Source organism: Clostridioides sp. ES-S-0010-02 (genome assembly GCA_020641055.1).
Lineage (GTDB): Bacteria > Bacillota > Clostridia > Peptostreptococcales > Peptostreptococcaceae > Clostridioides.
The window spans coordinates 3203691-3230610 of the sequence record CP067345.1 but is presented as its reverse complement, the minus strand read 5'-3'; the positions used below and the strand labels follow the sequence as shown (position 1 = coordinate 3230610).

The window sequence follows — 26920 nt, the reverse complement described above, 5'->3', positions numbered from 1 at the left end:
AGTTTATATGGTAGGTATATGCATTGTTAGATAAATAGTCTCTTTTCCGGTTTTGGTATAAAAAAGGGATGATTCAAATTTTTATTTTGAAATAATCCCTTAAAATTAATTTTAGTTAATATTTTTATATTATACTATTCCTTTATCTATCATCGCATCTATCATTGAATCAAACCCAGAGCTATTATACATAAACATTACAACATCGGCATTGCTTTCCTCAATCATATCTTTGTATGTTTTATCTATTGAATTTATATTTCTAGGGTCTACTATCTCTACTTCATTAAACATATCAGCAAATAAAAGTGTTGTAGGAGCCTGGTATGAATCTCTAAATATTAGTATTTTTTTATCTAATAATGCTTTAGGATTTTTTACAGTTAATATATTAGTTTGAGCTCCTCTAATGTATGCCCCACCATAATCCCACTTTTTATCACTTCTTTTAGTTGCATAGACCTGTCTTTCTTCTTTTTCTTTTCCATTTATATCAAAGCTATAATCTTGGTTATCTTTTGTCATATAAACTACATATTCATTTTCTTTAATTAGCATATCTATATTTTGATTATAACTTCCTACAAACTTTTTATCAGTAACTATAGACTTTTTGTAGCTATTAAAATGATTTCTTAAATCTTGCTTAGAAAGACCCAAGTCCATATTTGATGCCATCATTTTAAAGCCTTCAAATGCTCCATATCCAGTCCAATGATGGTCAGTTTTAAAATATAAATTTTCTCTTTCTTTATTTGAATAGTTGCTTAAAAAATACTCATCCATATCTATGTATTTAATTGAATCTTGATTTAATCTACTTTTAAAATTCTTTAAATTTATATCTATATTACTTATATTATCAACATACTTAGGATATAAATGTTTTAGCATATTAGATTTATGTGGCATCATTGTAAAATACACATCTTTTCCCATCTCTTTACTTAGAAAAGATAAGTAATTAATAGACTTTTCGTATCTATTTAATTGGTTTTGGTTTAAAACTTTTGGAAACATACCTAATATCCAGTTATCTTTTCCTAAGTAATAGTTACCTACTTTAGTTTTATTTAAACTAGCTTGAGATTTTGTATTTATTGATATCATTTCATCTCTAAATGCAAAATGGTCATTAAAGTACTCTTCAAATTTATCTATGTAGTTACCTTTTTTAAAATTTTCTATAGTTGGGAATTTTGCAAGATTTCTATTTTCAGTTATACTTAATTTTTTCTTTGGAAGTGAGAAGTTTAGTATAAAAAATCCAAATACTATAATTAAAAATGAAATGGCAACAATCTTTGGTTTATTTTTATTCATGTCAATATCTCCAAAATTAGAATCTAAAGTATAAGAATGGATTATAAGTTGAGCTACTTAACATTACCATTACAATAAACATGCAAACAACTATGAAAGCCGCATTAGTAACTTGACACATTGTGCTATTTAGTGTATTTTTCTTCTTCTTAACTACTAATGACTTTATAACTTCTACAATAGGAGTTGATAGAATGATTGCTCCAACAATTATATACCAATATTCAATTATAAATACATTGAATGCATTACTGACAAGTGGATAATTGCCAGAACCAAACATAATACCTATAAACTTAATAGCTTTTGGTAAATCTTCTGCTCTAAAAAATACCCATCCAATCATGACTATAAAAAGTAAATACATGTGTCTTATGATTCTTGGCATTTTATATAACAACCTTTCTAAAAATACTTTTTCTATTGATATTAATATTCCAAAATATAGACCCCATATAATAAAAGTCCAATTAGCTCCATGCCACATGCCAGTTAAAAACCATACTATAAATAGATTTCTATATAGTTTTAATCTAGAAACTCTATTTCCACCTAATGGGAAATATACATAGTCTTTGAACCAAGTACTTAAAGATATATGCCACCTTCTCCAAAACTCAGATACTGTTTGAGAGATATATGGATAGTTGAAATTTTCTAAAAAATTAAATCCAAATATCTTACCTAAACCAATAGCCATATCACTATAACCACTAAAGTCATAGAATATTTGAAGTGTATAGCAAACTACACCTAGCCACACATCAAGTCTTGATAAATCTCCAGATGACTTATTAAATACATCATCTGCAATTATACCTAATTGATTTGCTAAAATTACCTTTTTTCCAAGACCAATAACGAATCTGTTTACGCCTTGAGTAAATTTATACCAATTATGTTCTCTATGTTCAATGGCATCTGCCACAGTCTGATATCTAACAATAGGACCTGCTACAAGCTGAGGGAATAAACTTATGTATAATGCTAGGTTAGTTAATTTTCTTTGAACTTTAGCATCATTTCTATATACATCTATTACATAGCTCATTATCTGAAATGTGAAAAATGAGATACCTAAAGGTAATTTAATTTCAGGTATAGTTATATTTGTGTTTAATAAAAAATTAATATTATCTACAAAGAAATTGCTATACTTGAATATCCCAAGAATGGATATATTGTAAATCACAGAAAGCACAACCCATATTTTCTTATCTTTACTGTAAGAAACTTTAATACCCAATATATAGTTTACTATTATTGATAGCATCATCAAAAAAATATATTTTGGTTCTCCCCATGCATAGAAGGCAATACTTGCTAGAAGTAACACAACATTTTTATACTTAGAATTTGCCAAGTAATAGCAAATGAGTGTGACTGGAAAGAATAAAAATAAAAATATTAAACTACTGAATATCATATTAGACTCCTTATCTTTTTATTATTTAATAAATGAATAATAAATAAAACAACTAAAATTAATAATATATATATTAAGAGTGAGGTCTTGATTTATTTCTGATTTTAAGCCCATACTATTTAACTACCACTGCTTGCTGAGCACTTCTTGAGAGTACCAATACCAACAATAAGTTGATGTAGCAAGAATTATACTCAGAGCAATTGTTAAAGATCTAGCTTTATAACTTTTTATGTATTTTAGTGTTATTTTTAAATTATCTTTTATATTTACAACTTCCTTTCTTAACTAAATAAATTATATATTTATCTAAAATATATAGCAAAGTAAGTATTTTCAAGTTTTAAGTACTTAATTGTACAAATTTAGCTGTGTTTTTACAAGTTTTATTAATATATATGTAAATTTTGACTTTTTATATAATTTTTTTAAAATGATGTAATGTTATAATGGATTAATAAAGCTATTATGATAAAATAATAAAGAAAAATCACGGACACATTGTTTAACTATATGTGTTTGCCTTTGGTTGTAGCTCTATACAGTCCATTAAGATAGATGTTGTTTATATCTATAATTGTAAAAAGAACTCTTTATTAAGTATTGGAGTCAGAATACTTTCAGATATGCTTTTATTACAAGTTTGTTTTAAATGACAAATACTTTAAAATAATATCGAATTGTTATACTGAATAATGATGATTGATTATAAATATTTTTAGAGAGGGAAAAGTTTTAGAGATTGGGAAAAAATCAATATGATAAGAAGTATGGATTTATTAAGTAAATACATAAAAAATCCTGCTTTGTTTAGATATGTTTTAGGAGTTCAAGAAGTCATGCCTATGGTATTTATACTTATACAAGGCTAGAAACAAAGATGAAAAAATATTACAATAAAAAAACTCTTTAGTCTAAACTAAAGAGTTTTAATTTATTGGTGCCGCTGATGGGACTCGAACCCATATGGTTTCCCGTACGATTTTGAGTCGTATGCGTCTGCCAGTTCCGCCACAGCGGCTTATATTTTAAATCCGAACTACTTGTATATCCTACCAGATTTTCCAAGAATATGCAAGAGGAATATTGAATACAAAGCACTCATCAAACTGTCAAAATATCATAAATACTAGCTTTTCCTCATAAAAACTTATGAATCAACACAGTTGATTTTGAGTTAATTGCATCTACCAATTCCACCACTCGGTCATGTCATGTTTATTATTATAGCAAAAAAATATATTGTTTGCAACATGTTTAATTTTAATATACTATTATTATTATGGGAATATTAAATAATAGCATATTGGTATATAATATATATGTTACAAAAATAGAGAATCTTTAGGAGTGATATAATTTGGAAAAAAAATTAATTATAATAGATGGAAATTCAATAATAAATAGAGCATTTTACGCTTTGCCAGAAATGAATAATAAAGAAGGCTTAAAAACTAATGCTATATATGGATTTACGACAATGTTGTTTAAAATAATAGATATATATAAACCAACACATATAAGTGTAGCTTTTGATAGAAAAGCACCTACATTTAGACACTTAGAGTATAAAGATTATAAAGCAGGAAGAAAGGGAATGCCAGATGAATTAGCAGAGCAATTACAGCCACTAAAAGACCTTTTAGATAAATTTAAAATAAATAGATTAGAAATAGATGGTTATGAAGCAGATGATATTATAGGAACTGTTTCTAAAAAAGCAGAGGATAATGGATATAAAGTATACATAGTAACTGGAGACAAAGATGCCATTCAACTTGCTTCAGATAAGACGACTACTCTTATAACAAAAAAAGGTGTAGGAGAAGTTGAAGAATATGACTTTAACTCTGTAATTGAAAAATATGAAATGACTCCAACTCAGTTTATTGACTTAAAAGGACTTATGGGAGATAAATCAGACAACATACCAGGAGTACCTGGAATAGGGGAAAAAACAGGAATAAAACTTATAAAAGAGTTTTCTAGTATAGAGAATTTAATAGAAAATACAGATAAACTTAAAGGAAGCGTAAAAAAGAAGATAGAAGAAAATAAAGAAATAGCTATTCAAAGCAAAAGACTTGCAACAATTATAAGGGATGTACCAATTGAAGTAAATTTGGATAGTATGATTTTTGGCGATTATGATAAAGATGAACTTTTAGATAAGTTTAGATATTTTGGATTTACAAGCCTTTTATCAAGATTAGTTGACTTGGTTGACTCAGATGATACTGAACAAGTAGAAGAAAAAATAGAAATATTAAAATTAAAAGATATAGATAAATTTATAGATGAAGTAAATAAAAAAGGACAAGTTATTTTAAAAACTGTTAGAGGACAAGGTAATATACTTGAAAAAAATATAATATATATCTTTATAAGTGTAGATGGAGAAAAAATATATTATATAGATTCAGATGAAGTAACAAAATTAGATGGTATACTTTCAAATAAAGAAATCAAGAAGTTTGGATATAATTTAAAGGATGATTATATATCTTTAAAGCCATATAATATAAACTTAGAAAATATAAATTTTGATATAACAATAGCGGAGTATTTAATAGATTCTACCTCATCTACATCATATGACTGTAGTGCTATAGCTATGAAATACTTATCAAAAAAAGTTAAATCAAAAGAAGAATTACTAGGTAAAGGTGTTAAATCTAAGAACTACGAAGATTTAGAATTTGAAGATTTGGCAGAGTATATGGGGCAAATAATCTGCACAGTTAAAGAAACAATTCCTATGATGGAAAGAAGTTTAATCGATATGAGTATGGATGGTCTTTTTTACCATGTAGAGATGCCCTTGGTGGAAGTTTTAGGGCATATGGAATATGAAGGTATAAAAGTAGATAAGAGTATACTAGATGACCTAAGTATTGAGTTTAAAGAAATAATTTCTACACTAGAAAAGGAAATTTATGAATTATCAGGAGAGCCATTTAATATAAATTCACCAAAACAGTTAGGTGTTATATTGTTTGAAAAATTAGAACTTCCAATAATCAAAAAAACCAAGACTGGATACTCAACTAATGCAGATGTCTTAGAAAAATTAAGGGATAAACATCCAATAATAGACAAAATAACTGAGTATAGACAAATAGTAAAGCTGAATTCTACTTATGTTGAAGGTCTTCTAAACATAATAAATCCAGAAAGTAATAGAATTCATTCATCATTTAATCAAACTATAACAACTACTGGAAGGATTTCATCTACAGAACCAAATCTTCAAAATATACCTATAAAAATGGAAATGGGTAGAAAAATAAGAAAGGTGTTTATTGCAGATGAAAATTGTAAGCTAGTTGATGCCGATTACTCACAAGTAGAACTTAGAGTTCTTGCACATATGAGTCAAGATGAAAATATGATAGAAGCATTTAAACATAATGAAGATATTCATACTAAAACAGCTTCACAAGTTTTCAATGTTTCTATGGAAGATGTAACTAGTGAATTAAGAGGTGCAGCTAAGGCAGTAAACTTTGGTATTATATATGGTAAAAGTGATTTTGGATTGGCTGATGATTTAAATATACCTGTGCCAAAAGCAAAAGAGTATATAGAAAGTTATTTTGCTAAGTATCATAAGATAAAAGAGTTTATGGACACTACAGTAGAAAAGGCCAGTGAAGATGGTTATGCTGTGACTATCTTAAACAGAAGAAGATATATACCAGAAATAAAATCTAGCAATTTTATGGAGAGAAATAGAGGAAAGAGATTTGCAATGAATGCACCAATACAAGGAAGTGCAGCAGATATAATAAAGATTGCTATGATAAATGTTCACAAAAAGTTAGAAGAAAATGATTTGAAATCAAAGCTTATACTACAAGTTCATGATGAATTGATAGTTGAAGCAATTGACGATGAAATAGATATAGTTAAAAAGATTGTAAAAGATGAAATGGAAAATGCTGTAAATATGGATGTTCACTTAGATGTAGATTTAAATGTTGGTAGTTCTTGGTATGAGACAAAGTAGGTGATTTTATGTTGATATTAGGACTTACAGGAGGAATAGGCTGTGGAAAAAGCAGCCTATCGAATATATTTAGAAAATTTAACATTACTATAGTGGATGCAGATATTATATCTAGACAAATCTTTGAGGATGAGTTGTTATTAGAAAAAGTATTTAAACATTTTGGTCGAAATATAAAAAAGGATGATGGAACTTTAGATAGAAAAACTCTTGGGAAAATAGTTTTTAATGATGAAGAAAAACTTAATGAGTTAAATAATCTGACACATCCAATAATAAGAGAAAAAATAATAAGTGATATAGAAGAAGCTAGAAAAAAAGACGAAAAGATAGTAATATTAGATGCAGCAATATTAGTAGAAAGTGGATTTTTGGAAATAGTAGATAAGCTATTAGTGGTTACTTGTAAACAAGAAGTACAAATTAGCCGAATACAAAAGAGAGATAATTGTAGTAAACAAGAAGCACTTAGCAGAATAAATTCACAAATGAGTCAGGAAGAAAAATCCAAATATGGTGATTATATAATAGATAATTCGGGAACAATAACTGAATTAGAGAATAAAGTATACAAATTTATTGAATACATGAAGGAGAATTGGCGTGAATAATAAGAAAGTATTGGTTCTATCTATTTTTATAATCTTATTTGGGGCACTATTAATGGAAAGCAAAATAATACATAAGTTTTTGTATCCTAAAAAATACTCAGAGTATGTAGAAAAATATTCTAAAGAATTTAATTTAGATGAAAATATAGTTTACAGTGTCATAAAAGCAGAAAGTAAGTTTAATAGCTCTGCTGTTTCAAAAAAAGAGGCCAAAGGGTTAATGCAAATATTAGACATAACTAGAGATTGGGGAGCGGAAGAACTGAATCTAGAAAATATTGATATTTTTGACCCAGAAACCAACATAAGAATTGGTTGTTGGTATTTAAATAAATTATATAAAGAATTTGGTTCATTGGATTTAGTAATAGCTGCATATAATGGTGGCTCAGGTAATGTAAAGAAATGGTTAGAAAATAATGAATATAGTAAAGATGGAAAGAATCTACATGATATACCCTTTGAACAAACTTCAAAGTATGTAGAAAAAGTAAAAAATAATTATAAAAATTATAATAAGATATATGGCGAGAAGGGGAAAAACTAATGAAGAAAATAAAAGTCTTAACAGTAATTTTAGCTATAACTCTTATGATAGTTGGTTGTAGTAATACTAAAACAAAAGAAAGTAGCAGTGAATCAGGTATTAAAAGTCAGAGCTCTATAGATGCCAAGTATATAAACTTAACGATGGTGACTCCTAAGACTATAAACCCTATAACAAATACTGATAAGTCTGTTGGCTACATAATGAACTTAATCTATGATGGCTTGTTTACAATAGATGAAAACTATAATGTAACTCCTCAATTAGTGAAGGAGTACAATATAGCTCAAGATGGAATGAGTATAGATATAAAATTAAACGATGCAAAATGGCATGATGGAAAAGAAGTTACTTCAAATGATGTAAATTATACAATTGGTTTAATTCAAAAAAGTGCAGAAAGTCCATATAATGAATTTACAAAAAATATAGCTTCTGTAAATATTAAATCAGATAAAGATTTTACAATAAAATTTAAAGCTAAGTATGCTTTTTCTATTGATAGTTTAATATTTCCAATAGTATCTCAAAATCATTTAGATTCAAAAGATGTAAATGACAAAAATAATAATATGATAGGAAATGGGAAATATAAAATAGAATCATATACAGAAAGAGAAGGAATGATTTTATCTGTGAATAAGGATTACTATGAAGAAGTTCCTAAAGCTATGAAAAATGTAAAAGTAGGAATGGTTCCTAACGAAGATGCTAGAACATCTATGGTTATGGCTCTTGATAGTGATATAACAAATGTTACGCTGAATGATTTGAGCAAATTTCAAGAAAAAGAGTTTAATATAACAAAATATCAAGGTAGAGATTATGAATGTGTATTATTTAATTACAATAATTCTTTTTTTAAGGATGTCAATTTTAGAAAAGCAATTGCACATTCTATAAATAAAAGTAGAATTATTAGTGAAGGTTATATGGATGATGCAACTCCTGTTAATTTTCCACTTAACTCAAAATCAAAATATTATAGCAGTGATGTGAAAGATTTAGAGTACAATAAAGATAAAGCGATTGAGTATCTTAATAAAGTAGAATATGCAAATATAAATGCAGTGAATCCAAAAAATGATAAGGTAGATAAAAAACAAAAAAAATCAACTAAAAAAAATACAAAGAAACTTACTGCAGAAGAACAAAAAAAGGCTGAACAAGAAGAAGCTGAGAGAGTAAAAAAAGAAGCTGAAGATAAAAAAAATAAAGAAAAAGAGGAAGTAAAGAAAAGACTTTCTGAAATGAATTTAAAAATAATAGTAAATAAAGATAATAGTGAGAGGTTAAAAACATCACATATAATAAGTGAAAACCTAAAAGCTATAGGAATAAACAATACGATAAATCAGTTATCCGACAAAGAAATGGAAAGTGCCCTTAATTCTAAAAACTACGATTTGGCATTGGTAGGATGGAAATTATCTATTGTACCAGATGTAAGTAGTATAATAGCAAGCAGCGGATATACTGATGATAAGTTAAATGGATACATGTCTGCACTGACAAGTTCTGCATCTGAAATTGAAACAAAGAAAGCTTATAAAGATGTACAAAAATATGTTGAGGATAATGCAACATTTATAAGTTTAGCTATTAGAAACAACTATATTGTAAGCAATAGTAGACTAAAAGGAAAGATTACTCCAAATGAATTTGATGTATATGAGGGAATCTCTAACTTAGATATAAGCTCAAATGAATCGAAATAAATTAAATGACTAATTTATATTTAAAAAATTTAAACTGTGTGATAAAATACCCTTATAGGGTATAAGGAGGTAATTGATATGAAAAAGAAACTATTAGTAGAAGGTATGAGTTGTGGACACTGTGTAAATCACCTTAAAACTGCATTAACAGAAGATATAGATGGTGTTGAAGTTTTAGATGTAGATTTGGAAAATAAATGTGCATCTGTAGATATGAAAGATGATGTATCAGTTGATAAGTTAAAAGAAGTAATAGCAGAGTTAGGTTTTGAATTAAAAGGAATTGAATAAAAAATAATAAAATAAAAAAAGACCTCTATTGGGGGAGTAATAGAGGTCTAAAAATGGGGGAGATTGAGTATGTTTGATTTTACATTACTATTATCTCCCCTTTTAAATTAATATATACATAAAAAGTAAAAAATTTCGAGAAAGATTCACATTTCGTAAACTTTTTGAATATACTATAAATAGCTAAGGGAGGGAGTATCATGGAGTCTAGGGGATATAAAGAAGATTTAAAAAAAATGATACTTGATATGGCCCACAAAGAACTTGAGAGTTATGTATCACAAAAAGGAGCAAAAAAATACTTTGAAGGTAATTTGGATAAAGTTATTAATAATAATATAAAAAAATTCAATCAAAGTATTGGTCTTAATAGAGTATATTTAAAAATGTTAAAAAAGTGTGCATATCAAGAAAGTGTAACTTCGATATCAAGAACTATCAAAAAAGAAACATTATTTAAATCAAAAAAAGAGCTATTTGCTTTTTCAGAGTACTTAAAGCTTAATGTTAATAAGCGACTTTCATATAATCAGATTTTAAGAAAAATATCAAGGTATATATACTATAATAGAAATTCATATGCTCAAAAATATGTTACTTTCAAAAGAGGAGATGAAGAATATCTTTTAGAACCTGAGAAAATAAAAGATGAACTGATATCAAGCTATAGGTCAAAAACTAGGGAAGATATGAAATCAATAGCAAAACTTTTAGATATAGAAATAGAGGATGATTATAGTGCTGAAGATATTAGAAAAAAAGTAATAAACTATATTATAAAAGAAAAAATTAAAAATTAAATATAAAAATTAAAAAAATAAGTTCTATTATTTTACACAATCAAGATAACTTGAGTACAATTTTTTCATGTGTTTAATAGAACTTATTCTTTTTTTGACATATTCTTTTAAATAATTTAATGCTACTTAAGTATTACGTAGTATTATTCAAATTTTTAACTTAATTTGATTTAAATAAAGTTATAATAATGATATAATATAAAAAAAGTAAAAATTGGAGAGTGATTTCAAAATGAAGTTTAGTTTTTGCCATAACAATTTTAATGTTACTAACTTAGAAAAAAGTTTGAATTTTTATGATAAAGCTTTAGGTCTAAAAGAAGTAAAGCGTAAAGAAGCAGAAGATGGAAGTTTTATACTAGTTTATTTAGGAGATGGGATTACTAGCCATACATTAGAGTTAACTTGGCTTAGAGATTGGGATAGACCATATAATTTAGGGGATAATGAGTTCCATTTGGCTTTAGAAGTTGAAGAGTTTGATGAGGCAAAAAAACTTCATAAAGACTTAGATTGTATATGTTTTGAAAATGAAAGTATGGGAATTTATTTCATAGCGGACCCAGATAATTATTGGATTGAAATACTTCCTAAGAATCATTAATTTTAATAATATAATTATAATTTCTTTACAATTAATAATAGAATAAGTTATCATTAAAATATAGTTGTTAAAAATGGATAATAGTGGTACAAATTTATGATTATAAAAATATGTTGGGGGGAGTGATAGTAGTGAAGAAAGCTATAACGGCTTTAGGGATTGGAGCAGTAGCAGTATCTGTTAGTTCCATACATGCAAGTGCTCTTGAAAAGGGAGTTGTGACAGCTAGTGCTTTAAATATAAGAAGCGGGCCAAGTGCTGATTGTGACAAAGTAGCAAAGTTATATAAGGGAAAAACTGTAGAAATTTTAGAAAAATCTAATGGTTGGTATAAAGTAAGAGTGTCAAGTTCTGTTGTTGGCTGGGGAAGTTCAAAATACATATCAACGAGTGGTTCATCTGGAAGTACTTCGAATCAAAATAATTCAACATCAAGTGGAACATCTATTAGTGGGAATGGAAAAGTAAATGTCAGTTCTAGATTAAATATAAGAAGTGGTGCAGGTACAAACTACTCATTAGTTGGTAAAGCAAATAATGGAGATGTAGTAAAGTTATTAGAACAAAGTAATGGATGGTATAAAATAAAGCTATCAAATGGAGTTACTGGATGGGCTAGTAGTCAGTATATCTCAAAAACATCAGAAGATGTTGGAACAAATGATTCTAATTCAAGTAATACTACTAATAATAACAACACTGATAAAAATCAATCTAGTGAAGTATCACTTGAAGGCAAGAAGGGAAAAGTAACATCTACTGTAAGTTTAAATGTAAGAAGTGGTCCTGGGACAAGCTATTCTGTAATCGGAAAATTAAATGGTGGAGATGTTGTTGAGTTAAAAGCTAAAAGTAATGGATGGTATAAAGTAAAATTATCAAATGGGACAACTGGATGGGTAAGTTCTAGTTATATTTCTGAGACTACTGAAGGATTAAAAGAAAACTCTAATTCATCATCTAATAATAATTCCCAATCTAATAGTAATTCAAATTCTTCATCTATTGGAAATTCAGATAAATCGACTGTAAATGGTTCAAAAGTAGTAGATTTTGCATATACACTTATTGGAATACCATATCAATGGGGAGCATCTGGTCCAGATAAGTTTGATTGTTCTGGATTTACACAGTATGTTTTTAAACACTCAGTTGGACTTTCTATACCAAGAGTTTCTAGAGAGCAAGCTCAATTTGGAAGTGCAGTTTCTATGGGTAACTATGCACCAGGAGATTTAGTTTACTTTGATACTGACGGAGATGGAGCAACGAACCATGTAGGTATATATGTAGGCAATAGTAAGTTTATACATTGTAGTGGAACTCAAACTAATCCTAATAAGGTTAAAGTAGACAATTTGACTACTTCATATTGGTCTAAAGCATTGCTTGGAGCAAGACGATTTGCTTAGTAGATATAATTTTTATTAAAAAATTAAAATAAATAAGTTTTCTATTCATAAATTGAGACTCTTAAAAATATACTTTATTAATAATATAATTTTGGGAGGGGACAAACTAATGAATAGAAGAAAGACGATATACAGAGGATTTAATAATAATAGACATAAGATAGATGTGCGTAAGTATATAATAACTATTGCTTGTTTATGTTTGATTGGCTATTATTCTTATACAAAAATAAAAGATAGCAAGATGTTAGAGTATATATCAGCTAAAATACCATTTCTAAATAGTTCATCAGATATAACTTATAAAGATATATCTGATGAACTAAATGCCATAAAAAATGGAAAAAAATCTAAATCACAAACCAATTCAAATAATAATCAAAATAATAATTCAGAAAAAGCAGTAAATAATACCAAGGAACCAGAAGAAGTAAAATTAGCTACTATTGAAGGATGGGATATATATACTATCCAAGTTGCTGCAATAGATAATGATGACGATTTGAAAAAAATACAAACATCATTAGTTAGTAGTGATATACCTTTTTCAGTTATGGAGAAGGATGGAGTAAAAAAAATACAAACATACTCTTCTTTTGATGAAAATGAAGTTAGAAAACATATGAGTTCTATAAGAAAAGTATTTCCAGATGCGTTTTTATCTCATTTAGATGCACCTATGCTATCTTTAGAATATACAAGTAATTATGCTTATATAGATAGTATATCCAAAGAATTAAATAAATTAATAACAAACTTTAAAGAAGAATCAAGTTTTTGGTCGAATGATGAAAATAATGTAGATATGGAAAAATATAATACTATTTTGACAAATAGAAAGGCAATATCACAAAATATATCAAAAGAAGCTGAAAAGATTGATTATTCTGAAATGAGTTTATTTAAAGATAATTTGATTGACTATGTAAAGAACATAAACGAAAAAATTGATACTGCCTCAAAAGCAGCAAATGAAGAAAAATATAGTGTAAGTAAAAGTCTACTTTTATCATCTATGCAAGAGTATTCTTTGTTCATAAATTCCATAAAATAAAATACAGAAAATTTAGACTTTAGAAAGCTATAGGAAAAGGATTGTTTAATAAGACAATCCTTTTCCTCGTTTTAACTTAATAAAGAGGCGTTGATTTATAAAATAAATTATAAAAATAGGGATATTTTTTTAACAATTGTTAAGATTTTTTAATATATATAGTATACTTATAGAAGGCAGAAAAAATGTTTTTTTATAGATAAGGGGGTAAAACAATGAAACTCTTAACTTTTAAGGGAGGGATACATCCTCCATATAGAAAAGAGTACTCTAACACAAAGGCACTTGAAAAAGCTCAAGCTCCAAAGATAGTTTACATTCCTCTTCAACAACATATAGGGGCACCAGCTAAACCTATTGTTGAAGTTGGTGATGAAGTAAAGTTTGGGCAAAAAATAGGTGAACAGCAAGGTTTCGTTTCATGTAACGTTCATTCTTCAGTATCAGGTAAAGTTATTGCTATTGAACAACATGAAGTACCAGGTGGTTCAGCTCAATGTGTAGTTATCGAAAATGACTTTAAGGAAGAATTACATGAAAGTGTTCAACCAAAAGGTCAGTTAGAGGATTTGAGCAAAGAAGATATAGTAGGTATCATAAAAGAGGCAGGAATAGTAGGTATGGGTGGAGCTACATTCCCTAACCATGTAAAAGTATCTCCTCCACCAGACAGTAAAGCAGAAGTAGTTATATTAAATGGGGCAGAATGTGAACCATATTTAACTGCAGACCACAGATTAATGGTGGAAAATCCAGAAGATGTTGTATTTGGTTTAAGAGCATTAATGAAAGTATTAGATGTTAAAAAAGGATTTATAGGAATTGAAACAAATAAACCAGATGCTATAGAAGCCATTCAAAATGTAGCTAAAGATTATAGTGAAATCGAAGTTGTTGGCCTTCAAGTGAAATATCCACAAGGAGCAGAAAAACAACTTATTTATGCGTGTACAGGTAAGGAAGTTCCATCAGGCGGATTGCCAATAGCAGCAGGTGCAGTTGTTGACAACGTTGCCACAGCAGCTCAAATAGCTAAATCTATTAAAACAGGTATGCCTTTGGTAGAAAGAATTACTACAATAACAGGTAGCTGTATCAAAGAACCTAAAAACCTAATAACAAAAGTTGGGACATTAGTCTCAGAAATAATAGACCAATGTGGTGGTTTTAAAGAAGATAAAAAAGTTGGTAAAGTGATAATGGGTGGACCTATGATGGGGATAGCTCAATATACTACTGAAATAGCAACTAATAAAGGTTCTTCAGGGATTTTATGTTTAGATGAAGAAGAATCACGTACACCAGATGTTCAAAATTGTTTAAGATGTGGAAGATGTACAGATGTATGTCCATCATTCTTACAACCACTTTTCATAAGTGCATATTCTTTGAAGGAAGATTATGACACAGCTGAATATCATAGAGCTATGGATTGTATAGAATGTGGGTCTTGTTCATTTATTTGTCCAGCAAGAAGACCATTACTTCAATCTATAAGATCAGCAAAAAGAGAAATAGGAGCAAAGAGAAGAAAGCAAGCTGCTCAGAAATAAAGAAAGTTAAGGGGGAAAAACGATGGAAAATAAGTTGATAGTATCATCTTCTCCTCATGTGAGAAGTAATGAAGATACTTCATATATAATGAAACAAGTTATTATAGCACTCCTTCCAGCAGCAGTAGCAGGAGTATACTTCTTTAGACTTAATGCATTGAGTGCTATGTTTTTTTGTATACTTGGTACAGTAGGTACTGAATTTTTATATCAAAAACTTATGAAGCATAAAAGTACTATAGGAGATTTTTCAGCTGTTGTAACAGGATTATTATTAGCATTTAACGTACCAGCATCACTTCCTTGGTGGATGTGTCTAGTAGGAGGAATATTTGCAATATTAGTAGTTAAAATGGTATTTGGTGGAATTGGATGTAACTTTGTCAATCCAGCACTTGCTGCAAGAGCATTTTTATTAGCATCATTTCCAGTAGCAATGACTGCTTGGACTCAACCAGGTGTTAACTGGATAGGTAAAAATTTAGATGCAGTTACTACTGCAACACCATTAAGCTTTTTGAAAAATGGAGCAGCAGGATTAGCAGACCTTTCTAGCAATGGAATTAGTCTCGCTGATATGATGATTGGTAATATTGGTGGATGTATAGGTGAGACATCAGCAATATTATTATTATTAGGTGGAGTATACCTAATGTATAAAGGCATAATAAATTATGTTATCCCAGTATTTTACATAGCAACTGTATTTATATTAACATTCCTTTTAGGTGGATTTAATATAAATTTTGCAATATATCAACTGTTTGCTGGAGGACTTATGTTAGGTGGATTCTTCATGCTTACGGATTATACAACTTCGCCTATGACTAAGAAAGGTCAAATAATATACGCTGTATTAGCAGGTCTTATAACAACTGTTATAAGAATGTATGGTGGATATCCAGAAGGTGTATCTTACTCAATACTACTAGTAAACTGTCTTGCACCACTTATAGATAAGTTTGTTAGAAACAGAGTGTTTGGGGAGGTGGCTAAATAATGAATAGTATGGTAAGACTAGGTGGAACTTTACTTGCTATAAGTGCAATAGCCTCATTAGCACTTGGAGCTACAAATCAAGTTACAGCTCCAGTAATAGAACAAAGAAATATACAAGCAAATAATGAACTTAGAAAAGCAGTACTTCCAGAAGCAAAAGAATTTAAAGAAATGAAGGAAAGTACTTATAAAGACCTTGGAGATGGTCTTATAGCTGAAGTATATGAAGGGCTAGATGGTTCTGAGGTAGTAGGATATACTTTAAAAGCTAAACCAAGTGGCTATGGTGGAGAAATTGAAGTTATGGTAGGTATATCAGCTGATGGCCAAGTTACAGGTGTTGATATTGGTAATATGTCAGAGACAGCAGGACTTGGAGCAAAAGCTAAAGATGATGCATTTAAAGGTCAATACAAAGGAAAAACTGCTGAACCTCTTGAAGTAGCAAAAGGAAGCACAACAGCAGAAAATCAAATATTAGCAATATCAGGTGCAACTATTACATCTACAGCAGTTACTACAGGAGTAAATGCTGCAATAGATGTCTTCAATAGTGCTCTTAATAAATAAGGAGGGTTAATTATGAATTTAGCTAAAGTATTTAAAAATGGGCTAATAGATGAGAACCCAACATTTGTGCAAGTTATAGGTATGTGTCCAACACTAGCCGTTACAACTTCAGCAATAAATGGAATCGGTATGGGTCTTTCAACAGCAGCAGTTTTAATATGTGCAAATTTAGTTATATCATTACTAAGAAAAATCACACCAGATAAGATAAGAATACCTATATTTGTAGTCATTATAGCTACATTTGTTACAATAGTAGGAATGGTTTTAAAAGCATATGTTCCTGCTCTTGATAAGGCTCTTGGTATATATATACCATTAATAGTTGTTAACTGTTTAATACTAGCTCGTGCAGAAAGTTTTGCTTTTAAAACTGGTCCACTAGCTTCAATTGTTGATGGTGTAGGTCAAGGTCTTGGATTTACTGTTGCTCTTACAGTAATAGGTGCAGTAAGAGAATTACTTGGAAATGGTAGTTTATTTGGAATGACACTATTTGGAGCATCTTTCCAACCAGTATTAATATTTATATTACCACCAGGTGCATTCTTAACATTAGGATTCTTATTTGCAGGATTTAATAAATTAAGAAGTAAAAAAGCGTAGTGGAGGTGTAATAAATGAATTTAATACTTTTATTTTTAAGTATCGTTCTTGTTAATAACGTTATAACATCTCAGTTCTTGGGTATATGTCCTTTCTTAGGAGTGTCTAAGAAAGTTGATACAGCAGTAGGGATGGGAGTTGCAGTTACATTCGTTCTAACTCTAGCTTCAATTATAACTTATTTTATACAAATTTTATTAGTAAAGACTGGAACTGAATTTTTACAAACAATAGCTTTTATATTGGTTATAGCTTCTATAGTTCAGTTCGTTGAAATGGTAATTCAAAAGATGAGTCCATCTTTATATCAAGCATTAGGAGTTTATCTACCTCTTATAACTACAAACTGTGCAGTTCTTGGTATAGCTCTAGTTAATGTTCAAAAAAGTTATAATTTAGTAGAAACAATAATAAACGGATTTGGAGCAGGAGCTGGATTTACTTTAGCAATAGTAATATTCGCAGGTATAAGAGAAAGACTAGAATTAGCTGATATACCAGAAGCGTTTAAAGGTTTCCCTATAACACTTATATCAGCAAGTTTAATGTCAATAGCTTTCTTAGGATTTACAGGACTTATAAAGCTATAAAAAAGAGGGGTGAAAATAGTGATACTTACAGCTGTATTAGTTTTAGGAGTTATGGGCTTAATCTTCGGGATAGTATTAGATTTTGCATCTAAAAAGTTTGCTGTAGAAGTAGACGAAAGAGTGGAAGCTATACTAGGAGTACTTCCAGGTGCTAACTGTGGTGGTTGTGGATTCCCAGGATGTGGAGGTCTTGCAAGTGCGATAGTTGAAGGAAAAGCACCAGTTAATGGTTGCCCTGTAGGTGGAGCAGATGTTGGTGCAAAAGTTGGAGAAATAATGGGCGTAAGTGCTGAAGCAGGTGAAAAACAAGTAGCAAAAGTTATTTGCAAAGGAACTTGCTCAAGTGCAAAAGATAAATATGAGTATGAAGGAATATCTGATTGTAGAGCAGCAAATGTTTTAAATTCAGGAGCTAAAATGTGTAAGTTTGGATGTTTAGGTCTTGGAACATGTAAGACTGTTTGTAAATTTGATGCTATTTCTATAGTTGATGGAGTAGCAGTAATAGATGAAGAAAAATGTGTTAACTGTGGAAAATGTAAAGAAGCATGCCCTAAGGGTATAATAATTACAAAACCAGAAAGCCAATCAATAGTTGTAGAATGTAATAGCAAAGAATTTGGTAAAGCTGTTAAAGAAAAATGTACTGCTGGATGTATTGGTTGTGGAATGTGTGTAAAAGCTTGTAAATTTGATGCAATAATATTTGAAAACAAAATAGCTAAAATAGACCCTAGTAAGTGTGTAGGTTGTATGCAATGTGTAGAAAAATGCCCTACAAAAGTAATATCAGGTGATATAGCTAAAAGAAAGAAAGTTACTATTGACCAAGAACTTTGTGTGGGATGTACAGTGTGCAAAAAACAATGTAAGTTTGATGCAATAGAAGGTGAATTAAAAGAAAAACATAAGGTAGATGCAGACAAATGTGTAGGATGCCATTTATGTATGGAAAAATGTCCAAAGAAAGCTATTAAAATTTTGTAATATGGACAAAATAAAGATATGGAATAATTTCCATATCTCTAATGAGTACATAAAACAGAGGTATGGAATAATTTCCATACCTCTATTTTATGTATATTTATTTTATTGGTAATAAATATAACAATAGTGTAACAAAAAAGGTTCGACATTTCTGTTGAATTTTTTACAATATAGTGATAGACTAAATAGGTACAAATTACGTACAAATGAGGTGAATAAATGAATATAATCTTGGCATCAGCCTCTCCAAGAAGGAAAGAAATTCTAGAGAATACAAATGTAAGATTTGATATAATTAAAAGTGAAATTGATGAGATTATATTGGAAGGTGAAGCACCAAAACATTTAGTTATGAGATTAGCTTTTGAAAAAAGTATGTTTGTAGCATCTAAACATAAGAAAGATGTTGTTATTGGAGCTGATACTGTTGTTGTTTTAGATAATGCTATTTTAGGAAAGCCTAAAGATGAGTCTTGTGCAAGAGACATGCTAAGTAGACTATCTGGAAGAGAGCATCAAGTCATAACAGGTATTAGCTTAATAAACTTGTGCAAAGATAAAAAAATAATTGACTATGTAATCAGCAATGTAAAATTTAAAACGTTATCAGAAAAAGATATTGAGGATTATCTGAAAACTAAAGAGTCATTTGACAAAGCAGGAGCTTATGGAATACAAGGATATGGAGCTTTGCTAGTTGAAGAGATTAGAGGCGATTATTTTAATATAGTTGGACTTCCAATTTCAAAGTTAGGTGACTTGTTAAAGGAACATTTTAATATAAATCTTTTTTATGGAGTGTGATTTATCTGAAAAAGTCATTTAATTCAACCATTAAGGTAAAAGAAATGGCACTAGAGGAAAGACCCAGAGAAAAGATGCTTGCTGAAGGAGTAGAAAGCTTATCAAATGCTGAATTGTTGGCTATACTTTTAAGAACTGGTAACAAACATAAAAATGCAATCGAGTTAGCCAACTATATAATAAATAAAGATATTCAGGGTATTAGACATTTAGAGGAAATGACAATAGAGGAGCTGTGTAATATAGATGGAATTGGATTGTCAAAATCAGCCCAAATTAAAGCAGCTTTAGAACTAGGCTTTAGAGTAGCTAGTTTTAAACCTATGAAGTATAAAATAAAAAATCCTTGGGATATACATAAATATTATATGAATAGTCTGAGGTATTTGAAAAAAGAGGTTTTTAAGGCAGTTCTTTTAAATACAAAAAATGAGATAATATCTGATGTAGATATATCTGTAGGGACTTTAAACTCATCATTAGTCCATCCTAGAGAAGTTTTTAAAGAAGCTATAAAGAGAAGTGCAAGTAAAATAATAGTGATGCATAATCACCCCTCAGGAAGTGTAGAACCATCAAAGGAAGATAAAAATATTACATCAAGACTTATTAAATGTGGAGAAATAATTGGGATTGAAATAATTGACCATATAATAATTGGAGATGGATTATACTTTAGCTTTAAAGAAAATATGATAATTTGACTTTATATGTGATAAAATAGTAGGAGAATGTTTTAAACATGATTCTTAATTAGTAGGAAGGAGTAAAATCATGGCTAAGGAAAAAAAGAAAGAAAAAAGAGGTTTTTTTAGTTTTAACAAGATGACAAAGGATATGGGAATAGATTTAGGGACTGCAAATACATTAGTTTACATAAAAGGACAAGGTATTGTTGTTAGAGAACCCTCAGTTGTTGCAATAAGAGATGACAGTAAAGAAGTTTTAGCAGTAGGTGAAGAAGCTAAAAAAATGATAGGTAGAACACCAGGAAATATAGTAGCTATAAGACCAATGAAAGATGGAGTAATAGCTGACTTTGATATAACTCAATCAATGATTAGTTACTTTATACAAAAAGCAGCTGATAAAAAAGGTGTTGTAAGTCCAAGAATAGCTATATGTGTTCCTTTTGGAGTTACAGAAGTTGAAAAGAGAGCTATAGAAGAGGCTGCAAGACAAGCTGGTGCTAAAGATGCATTTCTTATAGAGGAACCAATGGCAGCGGCTATAGGAGCTGGATTAAAGGTTGAAGAGCCAGAAGGTAATATGGTAGTTGATATCGGTGGAGGTACTTCAGAAATAGCTGTAATATCTCTAGGAGGAATTGTTACTGCTAAATCTATAAGAATTGGTGGAGACGAATTTGACGAGTCTATAGTTGCCTATGTAAAAAAAGAATATAATCTTATGATAGGTGAAAGAACTGCTGAAAATGTTAAAATTAGCATAGGTTCTACATTTAAAGATGATGAAGAAATAAATATGCAAATAAGAGGTAGAGATTTAATATCAGGGTTACCTAAAACAATAGAAATATGTTCTACAGAAGTTAGAGAAGCATTAAAAGAGCCTGTGAGTTCAATAGTAGATGCTATAAAATCTACATTAGAAAAGACTCCACCAGAATTAGCATCAGACATAATGGAAAACGGAATAATGCTAACAGGAGGAGGAGCTTTACTTAGAGGTCTTGATAAACTTATTACACAAGAAACAGGAATGTCTGTTCAAATAGCAGAAGCTCCTCTTGATTGTGTTGCACTTGGAACAGGAAAGTCTGTTGAAGACCAAGAAATTTTTGAAAAAGTATTAATGATGAATGCTAAAAATTAGAAGTTGGTGATGGCCTTGAGATTTGACAAGAATAAAAATGAGAAAAAAAGGATTAATGTTAAAGTGATAGCAACGGGCGTAGTTGCTATCACTTTAATTGGAATTGTGGGTATATCAATTGGTAAGTTTTCAAGTGGAAGCCCAGTAAACTTAGGTGTAGCATCAGATGCTATTACAAGTGTAGGAAAAGGAATAAATGATGGATTTTCATTTATAAAAAATGGTTTTAAAGATATCTTAAATTATAGAGATAACTCTGAAAAGGTAAAAAAATTAGAATCAGAAAATGAAAAGCTTAAAAAAGATGTTATAGCTTTAAATACCAAATTAGACAAGACAGAATCATTAGAAGAATTAAAGAAGACACTTAGCTTTGTAGAAGAAAAATATAAAGCAACGAGTATTTCTACAAGTGTTGTAGGTAAAAATGATGGAAACTGGTATGAGAGTTTTATAATAGGTGCGGGAAAAAATTCAGGTGTAAAAAAAGAAAGTATAGTTATGAATGGCAGTGGTCTAGTTGGTATAGTTTATGAAGTTTCCAACGATTATAGTAAGGCAATTTCACTATTAGATTCTAAATCATCTGTAAGTTTTAAATTAGCAAAAAATGCTAGTGCTAAAGGAGCAATTACTCAAAATACTACTTTAGACAATAAGGATAGTTATAATAGTAAAGGTTATTTACAAGGTTATATGTTTGACTCATCATATAATGTAATTCAAGGAGATATAATAACAACATCTGGTCTTGGATTTTTCCCAGAAGGCATACCAATTGGTGAGGTTGAAAAGGTAATTGATGATAAAGATAAATCACTAAAATATGTAGTTGTAAAACCTTATGTTGATTTTAAGAATATAGATGACGTTGTAGTCATAGAACCAAGAAATATAGGATAAAGGGGATAAAAAACAATGAAAAAAGTTTTACTTTGTCTATTGGGTATTGTGGTTATGACTCTAGAAAATAGTATAACAAATTATATAAATATTTTTGGAATAAGCTTTAACTTAGTTCTTATATATGTAACTATAATTTCTCTTTATTTGGATGAATTAGAAGGTGGGATTATAGCAGCCATAATAGGGCTTATTAAGGACATAACCATTGGTGGAATTCTTGGTGTAAATGCATTAGTTTTGTTTGTTATTGCATATGCGATTGGACACATGAGGGATCAACTATATAAAGGTAGCTATATTATTACTTTCGTTTTGGTTTTAATAGGAAGTTTAATTGATTCAATTGTCAATATAGGTACATCTAGTATAATCTATCAAAGCTATAGCATATCAACACTTTTAGTAAAGGGTCTACTAGTAGCACCAATAGTGAATAGTTTAATTGGTTTAATAATATATCGCTTGTCTAAAAGAGCAGTTTTAAAACTTAAAGAAGATTAGTTGGTGATTTCATGGAAGAAAATAAACAAGTTGATAGATTTAAAATAATGAAAATAGTCATAAGCGTGATATTTTTAGCTATTTTAGTAAAAATAGTCTACATGACTACATTTAAATATGAATACTACAATGAGTTAGCTGAAAATAAAACATATAAAAAATTGGCAATAGAGGCTCCAAGGGGAGAAATAAAAGATAGATATGGAAGATTGCTAGCAGGAAATAAAAATTTATTTACTGTTCAAGTTTCAGGTAACGATATTAATAAAAAAGATGCTAATAAGCGTTCAAGAGCAAATGAAATATCATTGAAGCTTATAAATTTACTTGAGAAAAATGGTGAAGAATATGTAGATGAATTTCCTATATATGTAGAAAATGGAAAGTACTATTATACATATGACAGAGAGATTAGAGAATATAAATCAGAAAATGGAATACCAAGTGATTATAATGCTAAAGAGAGTTTTTATTACTTGGTAGATAAACTTATATCAGCAGGAATCTTGTCTCAAGAAGATAAAAGGTTAGATGCAACAAAATTACAAGCAAAACTAAATGAAAATGGATACTATCCTCCTATTTTAGTTAGTAAATGGATGTTTACAGCAGAGAGAGATAAGAGAGATTGGTTGGCCAGTTATAAAATAAAAGAGACTAATTTGAGTGCTGAAAAAGCGTTTGAAAAAGTAAGAAATAGCGATGCATTTAAGATTGATAAAAGTTTAAGTAATGAAGATGCAAGAAAAATAATGGTTGTAAGAGATTTAATAAAATCAAAAGGATATTCTCAATATAATCCAGTAACAATTGCAAAAGATGTAGGAGAAACTACCATTGCACAGATTGAGGAAAGTGCTATGGACCTTGTTGGTGTTTCAGTAGCAGTTGAACCAGTGAGATATTATCCTAATGGAACTTTAGCTTCACATATGTTAGGATATGTAGGAAAAATGCCATCAACTCAAATAGAATCATATCTACAAAAAGGATATAAAACAGGAGATATGGTAGGTCTTGCAGGAGTAGAAAAAAGTAATGAAAGCAAGCTAAGAGGAACTGATGGTTATAAAATGGTTAAAGTTGATGCATTGGGTAGAATCAGTAAAGAAATTGAATCAAAAAAACCTAAATCAGGAGATACTGTATACCTTACATTAGATAAAGATTTACAAGAAGTTTCAGATAATGCATTAAAACAGATAATAGAAGTTGCTTCAAAAGGAGGTACTTTTAAAAGTAAGTTTGGGGATAAGCCAATTAGTGCATATGCAGGAAAGGCACAATCAGCAGCTCTTATAGCTATTGATGTTAAAAATGGAGAGGTTTTAGCTTCATCAAGTTATCCTGACTATGACCCAAATAAATTTGCAAAGGGTATTTCTACAGAAGACTATAAAGCACTACAACCAAAGAATCCAAATGACTTACTAGCAGGAAGTCCACTATTAAACTTAGTTACACAAGGGGAATTCCAGCCAGGTTCTTCATTTAAGATGGTAACCTCAATGGCAGCTTTAGAAAATGGTCTAAATCCAAATTTCACTATAAATGACCCTGGAGTTATTATGCTAGGGAAAAAATCATTTGGGGACTATGTGTGGAACCATGGTAGAGGAAATCATGGTATGACAAATTTATATAAAGCTATACAAGAGTCTTGTAACATATATATGGCAACTATTGGTACAGGTAAGACATGGCCAGATGGAAAAAGTATTGGTATAGATATGAATGCAAATAAGATACTTGAGTATGCAAAACTATTTGGATTAGATGAAAATACTGGGCTTGAAGACGAAGTAGAAGAAAGAGCAGGTAAGGTGCCTAGCACAGAGGATAAATTAAAATCAACACAAGCATTGTTAAAATCAGCTTTAGATAGAGAAATGGCCAATGACTTTGTTGATATAACTAGAGATAAAAATCCTAAAGAATACGAAAAAAGAATTGATGAAATTGTAAGTTGGGCAGCTGAAAAGAAAACTCCTGGTAGAGTAGAAACGATGAATAGATTGAAAAAATTGGATGTTAAAGAAAATAGAGTGGAAGATGTAGCGGATATGGCGGTATTTAGTTACTTTAACTTTGCAAAATGGAGTACTGCTGATACATTCAACTTAGCTATAGGGCAAGGTGAAAATGCCTATACACCAGCTCAAATATCAAGATACGTAGCTGCTATAGCAAATGGAGGTAATTTAGTAGAATTATCTGTAGTTGATAGAGCTGTTTCAAGTGATTATTCATCAGTAAAAATTAATGACCAAAAGAAAGTGGAAAAAATACCTTTCAAAAATCCAGACAATCTAAAGGAACTAACAAAAGGTATGAAATTGGTTGCTAGACAAGGTACAGCAAAAAGTGCTTTTGCTGATTTCCCAATAGATGTAGCAGCAAAGACTGGTACAGCTGAGAAAAGTGGTAAAATACCTACAGATAATGAATATGAATATTTAAAGAGTCATATGTCATCTTATAATGTTAATCTAAATGATGCAATTAAAATGGCTGATAAGATGAAGGCAGAAAAAGAAAAAGAACTTTCATTAGCTAAAGAAAAAGAAATAAAGAAAAAACTAGAAAATAAAGATTTAAAAGACGAAGAAAGAAAGAAATTAGAAGAAGAATTAGAAGATGGAGTAAAAGTTAAATTAGAGGATACTGATAAAGTGAATTCTTCATATTTAAGAAAAGCTATAAAAGAATTAAATCCAAAAATAACAGATGACCAAATAGATAAGTTTAAAGCAGATTATGGTTCTTTTACATGGACTGTTGCATTTGCACCAGCAGATGACCCAGAAATAGCTGTTGTATGTGTAATTCCTCAAGGTGATTCAAGTGTATTCTCACTTTTACCAACTAGAGAAGTTATTGGAACATATATGGGATTAGAGCCAACTAATGGTAAAAAAGACAACAAGACGGATGATGTTAATAATTCTTCTGACGAAAATATAAATTTCGAGTCACAAATCAATAGATAAGTTAAATCCATTTATAAACTTTAGCTTTATGTAGAAAAAATAAAAGGGTTTAAAGCGCATTTGAAGAATATAAATGATATATCACTCTGGAGGTTGTTATGTCTTTAAGAGAAATTTGTAGTCAAGAACTAGTAGAGTTCAAGGGTAATAAAAGAGGGATAATAGTAAATATAAAAAGAGAAGCTCCATTTGAAGAAATACAAGAAAATATAATAAACAAATTGGAAGCGTATGTTGGTTTTTTTAATGGTGCTAAAATTAGTAAAATTAACAGTGATTATTTAACTGACATGGAGATTCTAGAATTAAAAGAAGGAATTACTTCTAGATTTGATGTGGAATTTGTTGAAGATCAAAAAATTGAAGAAAATAATAATTTTCAAACAAAATATGTCAATACCCTAAGATCTGGCGAAAATATTGAATTTGAAGGTGATGTAGTCATATTAAATGATATGAGACCTGGTTCAAAGGTCATTTCAAAATCAAATACAGTTGTTATGGGAGATATAAATGCTGGCGCTAAGGTTGTAGCAGGAGGAAATGTTTTTGTAATGGGGAAAATAGAAGGTTTTGTGCATGCAGGTTCAGAGGGCAATGAGTTTGCCTATGTTGTTGCTGGAAATCTTAATCCAAAAATATTGCAAATAGCAGATAATATTGCAGAAGCTCCAGATGATGAAGAAAATTATGAAATTGAATCAGAAATTAGCCCAGAAATAGCCTTTGTGAGTAATGGAAGAATTGTAATCGAAAGCTATTTGTCAAAGTTGGACAAATAGA

24 protein-coding genes and 1 tRNA gene are annotated in these 26920 nt (G+C 29.5%); 22 read left to right on the top strand and 3 right to left on the bottom strand.

Translation table 11 applies throughout. From position 1 onward, the window contains the following. Positions 1-129: 129 nt before the first annotated feature. From JJC01_15100 to JJC01_15090, 3 genes are all read right to left on the bottom strand, one after another. Positions 130-1323, bottom strand: a complete 1194-nt coding sequence (locus JJC01_15100) for a hypothetical protein (protein UDN57491.1) — start codon at positions 1321-1323, stop codon at positions 130-132. A gap of 16 nt (positions 1324-1339) precedes the next feature. Next, on the bottom strand, positions 1340-2749 hold the full coding sequence (locus JJC01_15095; protein ID UDN57490.1) for an MBOAT family protein: 1410 nt from the start codon (positions 2747-2749) through the stop codon (positions 1340-1342). A 938-nt stretch (positions 2750-3687) separates the two neighbouring features. Continuing rightward, a tRNA-Leu gene (locus JJC01_15090) sits at positions 3688-3770 on the bottom strand. Positions 3771-4109: 339 nt separating this feature from the next. On the opposite strand from JJC01_15090, the gene polA reads away from it, so the two are divergent. The 22 genes from polA to JJC01_14980 all read left to right on the top strand — a co-directional run bounded on the left by polA (position 4110) and on the right by JJC01_14980 (position 26919). Then, a complete protein-coding gene (gene polA / locus JJC01_15085) occupies positions 4110-6758 on the top strand; it encodes a DNA polymerase I (GenBank protein ID UDN57489.1) in 2649 nt (882 codons plus the stop codon). 8 nt (positions 6759-6766) lie between these two features. Continuing rightward, positions 6767-7369 (top strand): dephospho-CoA kinase, encoded by a 603-nt coding sequence (locus JJC01_15080; GenBank protein UDN57488.1) that lies wholly within the window; start codon positions 6767-6769, stop codon positions 7367-7369. Beyond that, on the top strand, positions 7362-7916 hold the full coding sequence (locus JJC01_15075; protein UDN57487.1) for a lytic transglycosylase domain-containing protein: 555 nt from the start codon (positions 7362-7364) through the stop codon (positions 7914-7916). The genes JJC01_15080 and JJC01_15075 overlap by 8 nt, the downstream gene beginning before the upstream one ends. Next, positions 7916-9634 (top strand): ABC transporter substrate-binding protein, encoded by a 1719-nt coding sequence (locus tag JJC01_15070; GenBank protein ID UDN57486.1) that lies wholly within the window; start codon positions 7916-7918, stop codon positions 9632-9634. The genes JJC01_15075 and JJC01_15070 overlap by 1 nt, the downstream gene beginning before the upstream one ends. Before the next feature lie 78 nt (positions 9635-9712). Next, positions 9713-9925, top strand: coding sequence for a heavy-metal-associated domain-containing protein (locus JJC01_15065; GenBank protein ID UDN57485.1), 213 nt, complete (start codon positions 9713-9715; stop codon positions 9923-9925). Between the two features lie 200 nt (positions 9926-10125). Continuing rightward, complete coding sequence (locus JJC01_15060) at positions 10126-10725, top strand: hypothetical protein (protein UDN57484.1); 600 nt, start codon at positions 10126-10128, stop codon at positions 10723-10725. A gap of 232 nt (positions 10726-10957) precedes the next feature. Continuing rightward, positions 10958-11329, top strand: coding sequence for a VOC family protein (locus JJC01_15055; protein UDN57483.1), 372 nt, complete (start codon positions 10958-10960; stop codon positions 11327-11329). A gap of 110 nt (positions 11330-11439) precedes the next feature. Next, complete coding sequence (locus JJC01_15050) at positions 11440-12741, top strand: SH3 domain-containing protein (GenBank protein UDN57482.1); 1302 nt, start codon at positions 11440-11442, stop codon at positions 12739-12741. 109 nt (positions 12742-12850) lie between these two features. Further along, positions 12851-13795 carry a hypothetical protein gene (locus JJC01_15045; protein ID UDN57481.1) on the top strand — a complete coding sequence of 315 codons (945 nt, stop codon included), beginning with the start codon at positions 12851-12853 and terminating at the stop codon, positions 13793-13795. A gap of 215 nt (positions 13796-14010) precedes the next feature. Continuing rightward, the gene (gene rsxC / locus JJC01_15040; protein ID UDN57480.1) at positions 14011-15348 is read left to right on the top strand and encodes an electron transport complex subunit RsxC; all 1338 of its coding nucleotides are present in this window, start codon (positions 14011-14013) and stop codon (positions 15346-15348) included. A gap of 22 nt (positions 15349-15370) precedes the next feature. Further along, the gene (locus JJC01_15035; GenBank protein UDN57479.1) at positions 15371-16348 is read left to right on the top strand and encodes an RnfABCDGE type electron transport complex subunit D; all 978 of its coding nucleotides are present in this window, start codon (positions 15371-15373) and stop codon (positions 16346-16348) included. Beyond that, complete coding sequence (locus JJC01_15030; GenBank protein ID UDN57478.1) at positions 16348-16917, top strand: RnfABCDGE type electron transport complex subunit G; 570 nt, start codon at positions 16348-16350, stop codon at positions 16915-16917. The genes JJC01_15035 and JJC01_15030 overlap by 1 nt, the downstream gene beginning before the upstream one ends. 12 nt (positions 16918-16929) lie before the next feature. Beyond that, on the top strand, positions 16930-17523 hold the full coding sequence (locus tag JJC01_15025) for an electron transport complex subunit E (GenBank protein UDN57477.1): 594 nt from the start codon (positions 16930-16932) through the stop codon (positions 17521-17523). A gap of 14 nt (positions 17524-17537) precedes the next feature. After that, positions 17538-18113: an electron transport complex subunit RsxA gene (gene rsxA / locus JJC01_15020; GenBank protein ID UDN57476.1), complete on the top strand. Its 576-nt coding sequence runs from the start codon at positions 17538-17540 to the stop codon at positions 18111-18113. Positions 18114-18128: 15 nt separating this feature from the next. Beyond that, the gene (locus JJC01_15015) at positions 18129-19100 is read left to right on the top strand and encodes an RnfABCDGE type electron transport complex subunit B (GenBank protein ID UDN60191.1); all 972 of its coding nucleotides are present in this window, start codon (positions 18129-18131) and stop codon (positions 19098-19100) included. A gap of 219 nt (positions 19101-19319) precedes the next feature. Next, a complete protein-coding gene (maf, locus tag JJC01_15010; protein ID UDN57475.1) occupies positions 19320-19904 on the top strand; it encodes a septum formation inhibitor Maf in 585 nt (194 codons plus the stop codon). 44 nt (positions 19905-19948) lie between these two features. Further along, a complete protein-coding gene (gene radC / locus JJC01_15005; GenBank protein UDN60190.1) occupies positions 19949-20608 on the top strand; it encodes a DNA repair protein RadC in 660 nt (219 codons plus the stop codon). Positions 20609-20729: 121 nt separating this feature from the next. After that, positions 20730-21740, top strand: a complete 1011-nt coding sequence (locus JJC01_15000; protein ID UDN60189.1) for a rod shape-determining protein — start codon at positions 20730-20732, stop codon at positions 21738-21740. A 9-nt stretch (positions 21741-21749) separates the two neighbouring features. Then, on the top strand, positions 21750-22643 hold the full coding sequence (locus JJC01_14995; GenBank protein UDN57474.1) for a rod shape-determining protein MreC: 894 nt from the start codon (positions 21750-21752) through the stop codon (positions 22641-22643). A 15-nt stretch (positions 22644-22658) separates the two neighbouring features. After that, the gene (gene mreD, locus JJC01_14990) at positions 22659-23147 is read left to right on the top strand and encodes a rod shape-determining protein MreD (GenBank protein UDN57473.1); all 489 of its coding nucleotides are present in this window, start codon (positions 22659-22661) and stop codon (positions 23145-23147) included. Between the two features lie 11 nt (positions 23148-23158). Beyond that, the gene (locus JJC01_14985; protein ID UDN57472.1) at positions 23159-26137 is read left to right on the top strand and encodes a penicillin-binding protein; all 2979 of its coding nucleotides are present in this window, start codon (positions 23159-23161) and stop codon (positions 26135-26137) included. A gap of 98 nt (positions 26138-26235) precedes the next feature. After that, a complete protein-coding gene (locus tag JJC01_14980) occupies positions 26236-26919 on the top strand; it encodes a septum site-determining protein MinC (GenBank protein ID UDN57471.1) in 684 nt (227 codons plus the stop codon). Position 26920 lies beyond the last annotated feature (1 nt).

Excerpts from the sequence above, each read along its gene's own strand:
- rsxA (UDN57476.1), top strand. The coding sequence starts at position 17,538 with ATGAATTTAATACTTTTATTTTTAAGTATCGTTCTTGTTAATAACGTT.
- JJC01_14980 (UDN57471.1), top strand. The coding sequence starts at position 26,236 with ATGTCTTTAAGAGAAATTTGTAGTCAAGAACTAGTAGAGTTCAAGGGT.
- JJC01_14985 (UDN57472.1), top strand. The coding sequence starts at position 23,159 with ATGGAAGAAAATAAACAAGTTGATAGATTTAAAATAATGAAAATAGTC.
- maf (UDN57475.1), top strand. The coding sequence starts at position 19,320 with ATGAATATAATCTTGGCATCAGCCTCTCCAAGAAGGAAAGAAATTCTA.
- JJC01_14995 (UDN57474.1), top strand. The coding sequence starts at position 21,750 with ATGGCCTTGAGATTTGACAAGAATAAAAATGAGAAAAAAAGGATTAAT.
- JJC01_15055 (UDN57483.1), top strand. The coding sequence starts at position 10,958 with ATGAAGTTTAGTTTTTGCCATAACAATTTTAATGTTACTAACTTAGAA.
- JJC01_15030 (UDN57478.1), top strand. The coding sequence starts at position 16,348 with ATGAATAGTATGGTAAGACTAGGTGGAACTTTACTTGCTATAAGTGCA.
- JJC01_15065 (UDN57485.1), top strand. The coding sequence starts at position 9,713 with ATGAAAAAGAAACTATTAGTAGAAGGTATGAGTTGTGGACACTGTGTA.
- JJC01_15095 (UDN57490.1), bottom strand. The coding sequence starts at position 2,749 with ATGATATTCAGTAGTTTAATATTTTTATTTTTATTCTTTCCAGTCACA.
- mreD (UDN57473.1), top strand. The coding sequence starts at position 22,659 with ATGAAAAAAGTTTTACTTTGTCTATTGGGTATTGTGGTTATGACTCTA.
- JJC01_15100 (UDN57491.1), bottom strand. The coding sequence starts at position 1,323 with ATGAATAAAAATAAACCAAAGATTGTTGCCATTTCATTTTTAATTATA.
- JJC01_15000 (UDN60189.1), top strand. The coding sequence starts at position 20,730 with ATGACAAAGGATATGGGAATAGATTTAGGGACTGCAAATACATTAGTT.
- JJC01_15025 (UDN57477.1), top strand. The coding sequence starts at position 16,930 with ATGAATTTAGCTAAAGTATTTAAAAATGGGCTAATAGATGAGAACCCA.
- radC (UDN60190.1), top strand. The coding sequence starts at position 19,949 with ATGGCACTAGAGGAAAGACCCAGAGAAAAGATGCTTGCTGAAGGAGTA.
- JJC01_15080 (UDN57488.1), top strand. The coding sequence starts at position 6,767 with ATGTTGATATTAGGACTTACAGGAGGAATAGGCTGTGGAAAAAGCAGC.
- rsxC (UDN57480.1), top strand. The coding sequence starts at position 14,011 with ATGAAACTCTTAACTTTTAAGGGAGGGATACATCCTCCATATAGAAAA.
- JJC01_15035 (UDN57479.1), top strand. The coding sequence starts at position 15,371 with ATGGAAAATAAGTTGATAGTATCATCTTCTCCTCATGTGAGAAGTAAT.
- JJC01_15050 (UDN57482.1), top strand. The coding sequence starts at position 11,440 with ATGTTGGGGGGAGTGATAGTAGTGAAGAAAGCTATAACGGCTTTAGGG.
- JJC01_15070 (UDN57486.1), top strand. The coding sequence starts at position 7,916 with ATGAAGAAAATAAAAGTCTTAACAGTAATTTTAGCTATAACTCTTATG.
- JJC01_15060 (UDN57484.1), top strand. The coding sequence starts at position 10,126 with ATGGAGTCTAGGGGATATAAAGAAGATTTAAAAAAAATGATACTTGAT.
- JJC01_15045 (UDN57481.1), top strand. The coding sequence starts at position 12,851 with ATGAATAGAAGAAAGACGATATACAGAGGATTTAATAATAATAGACAT.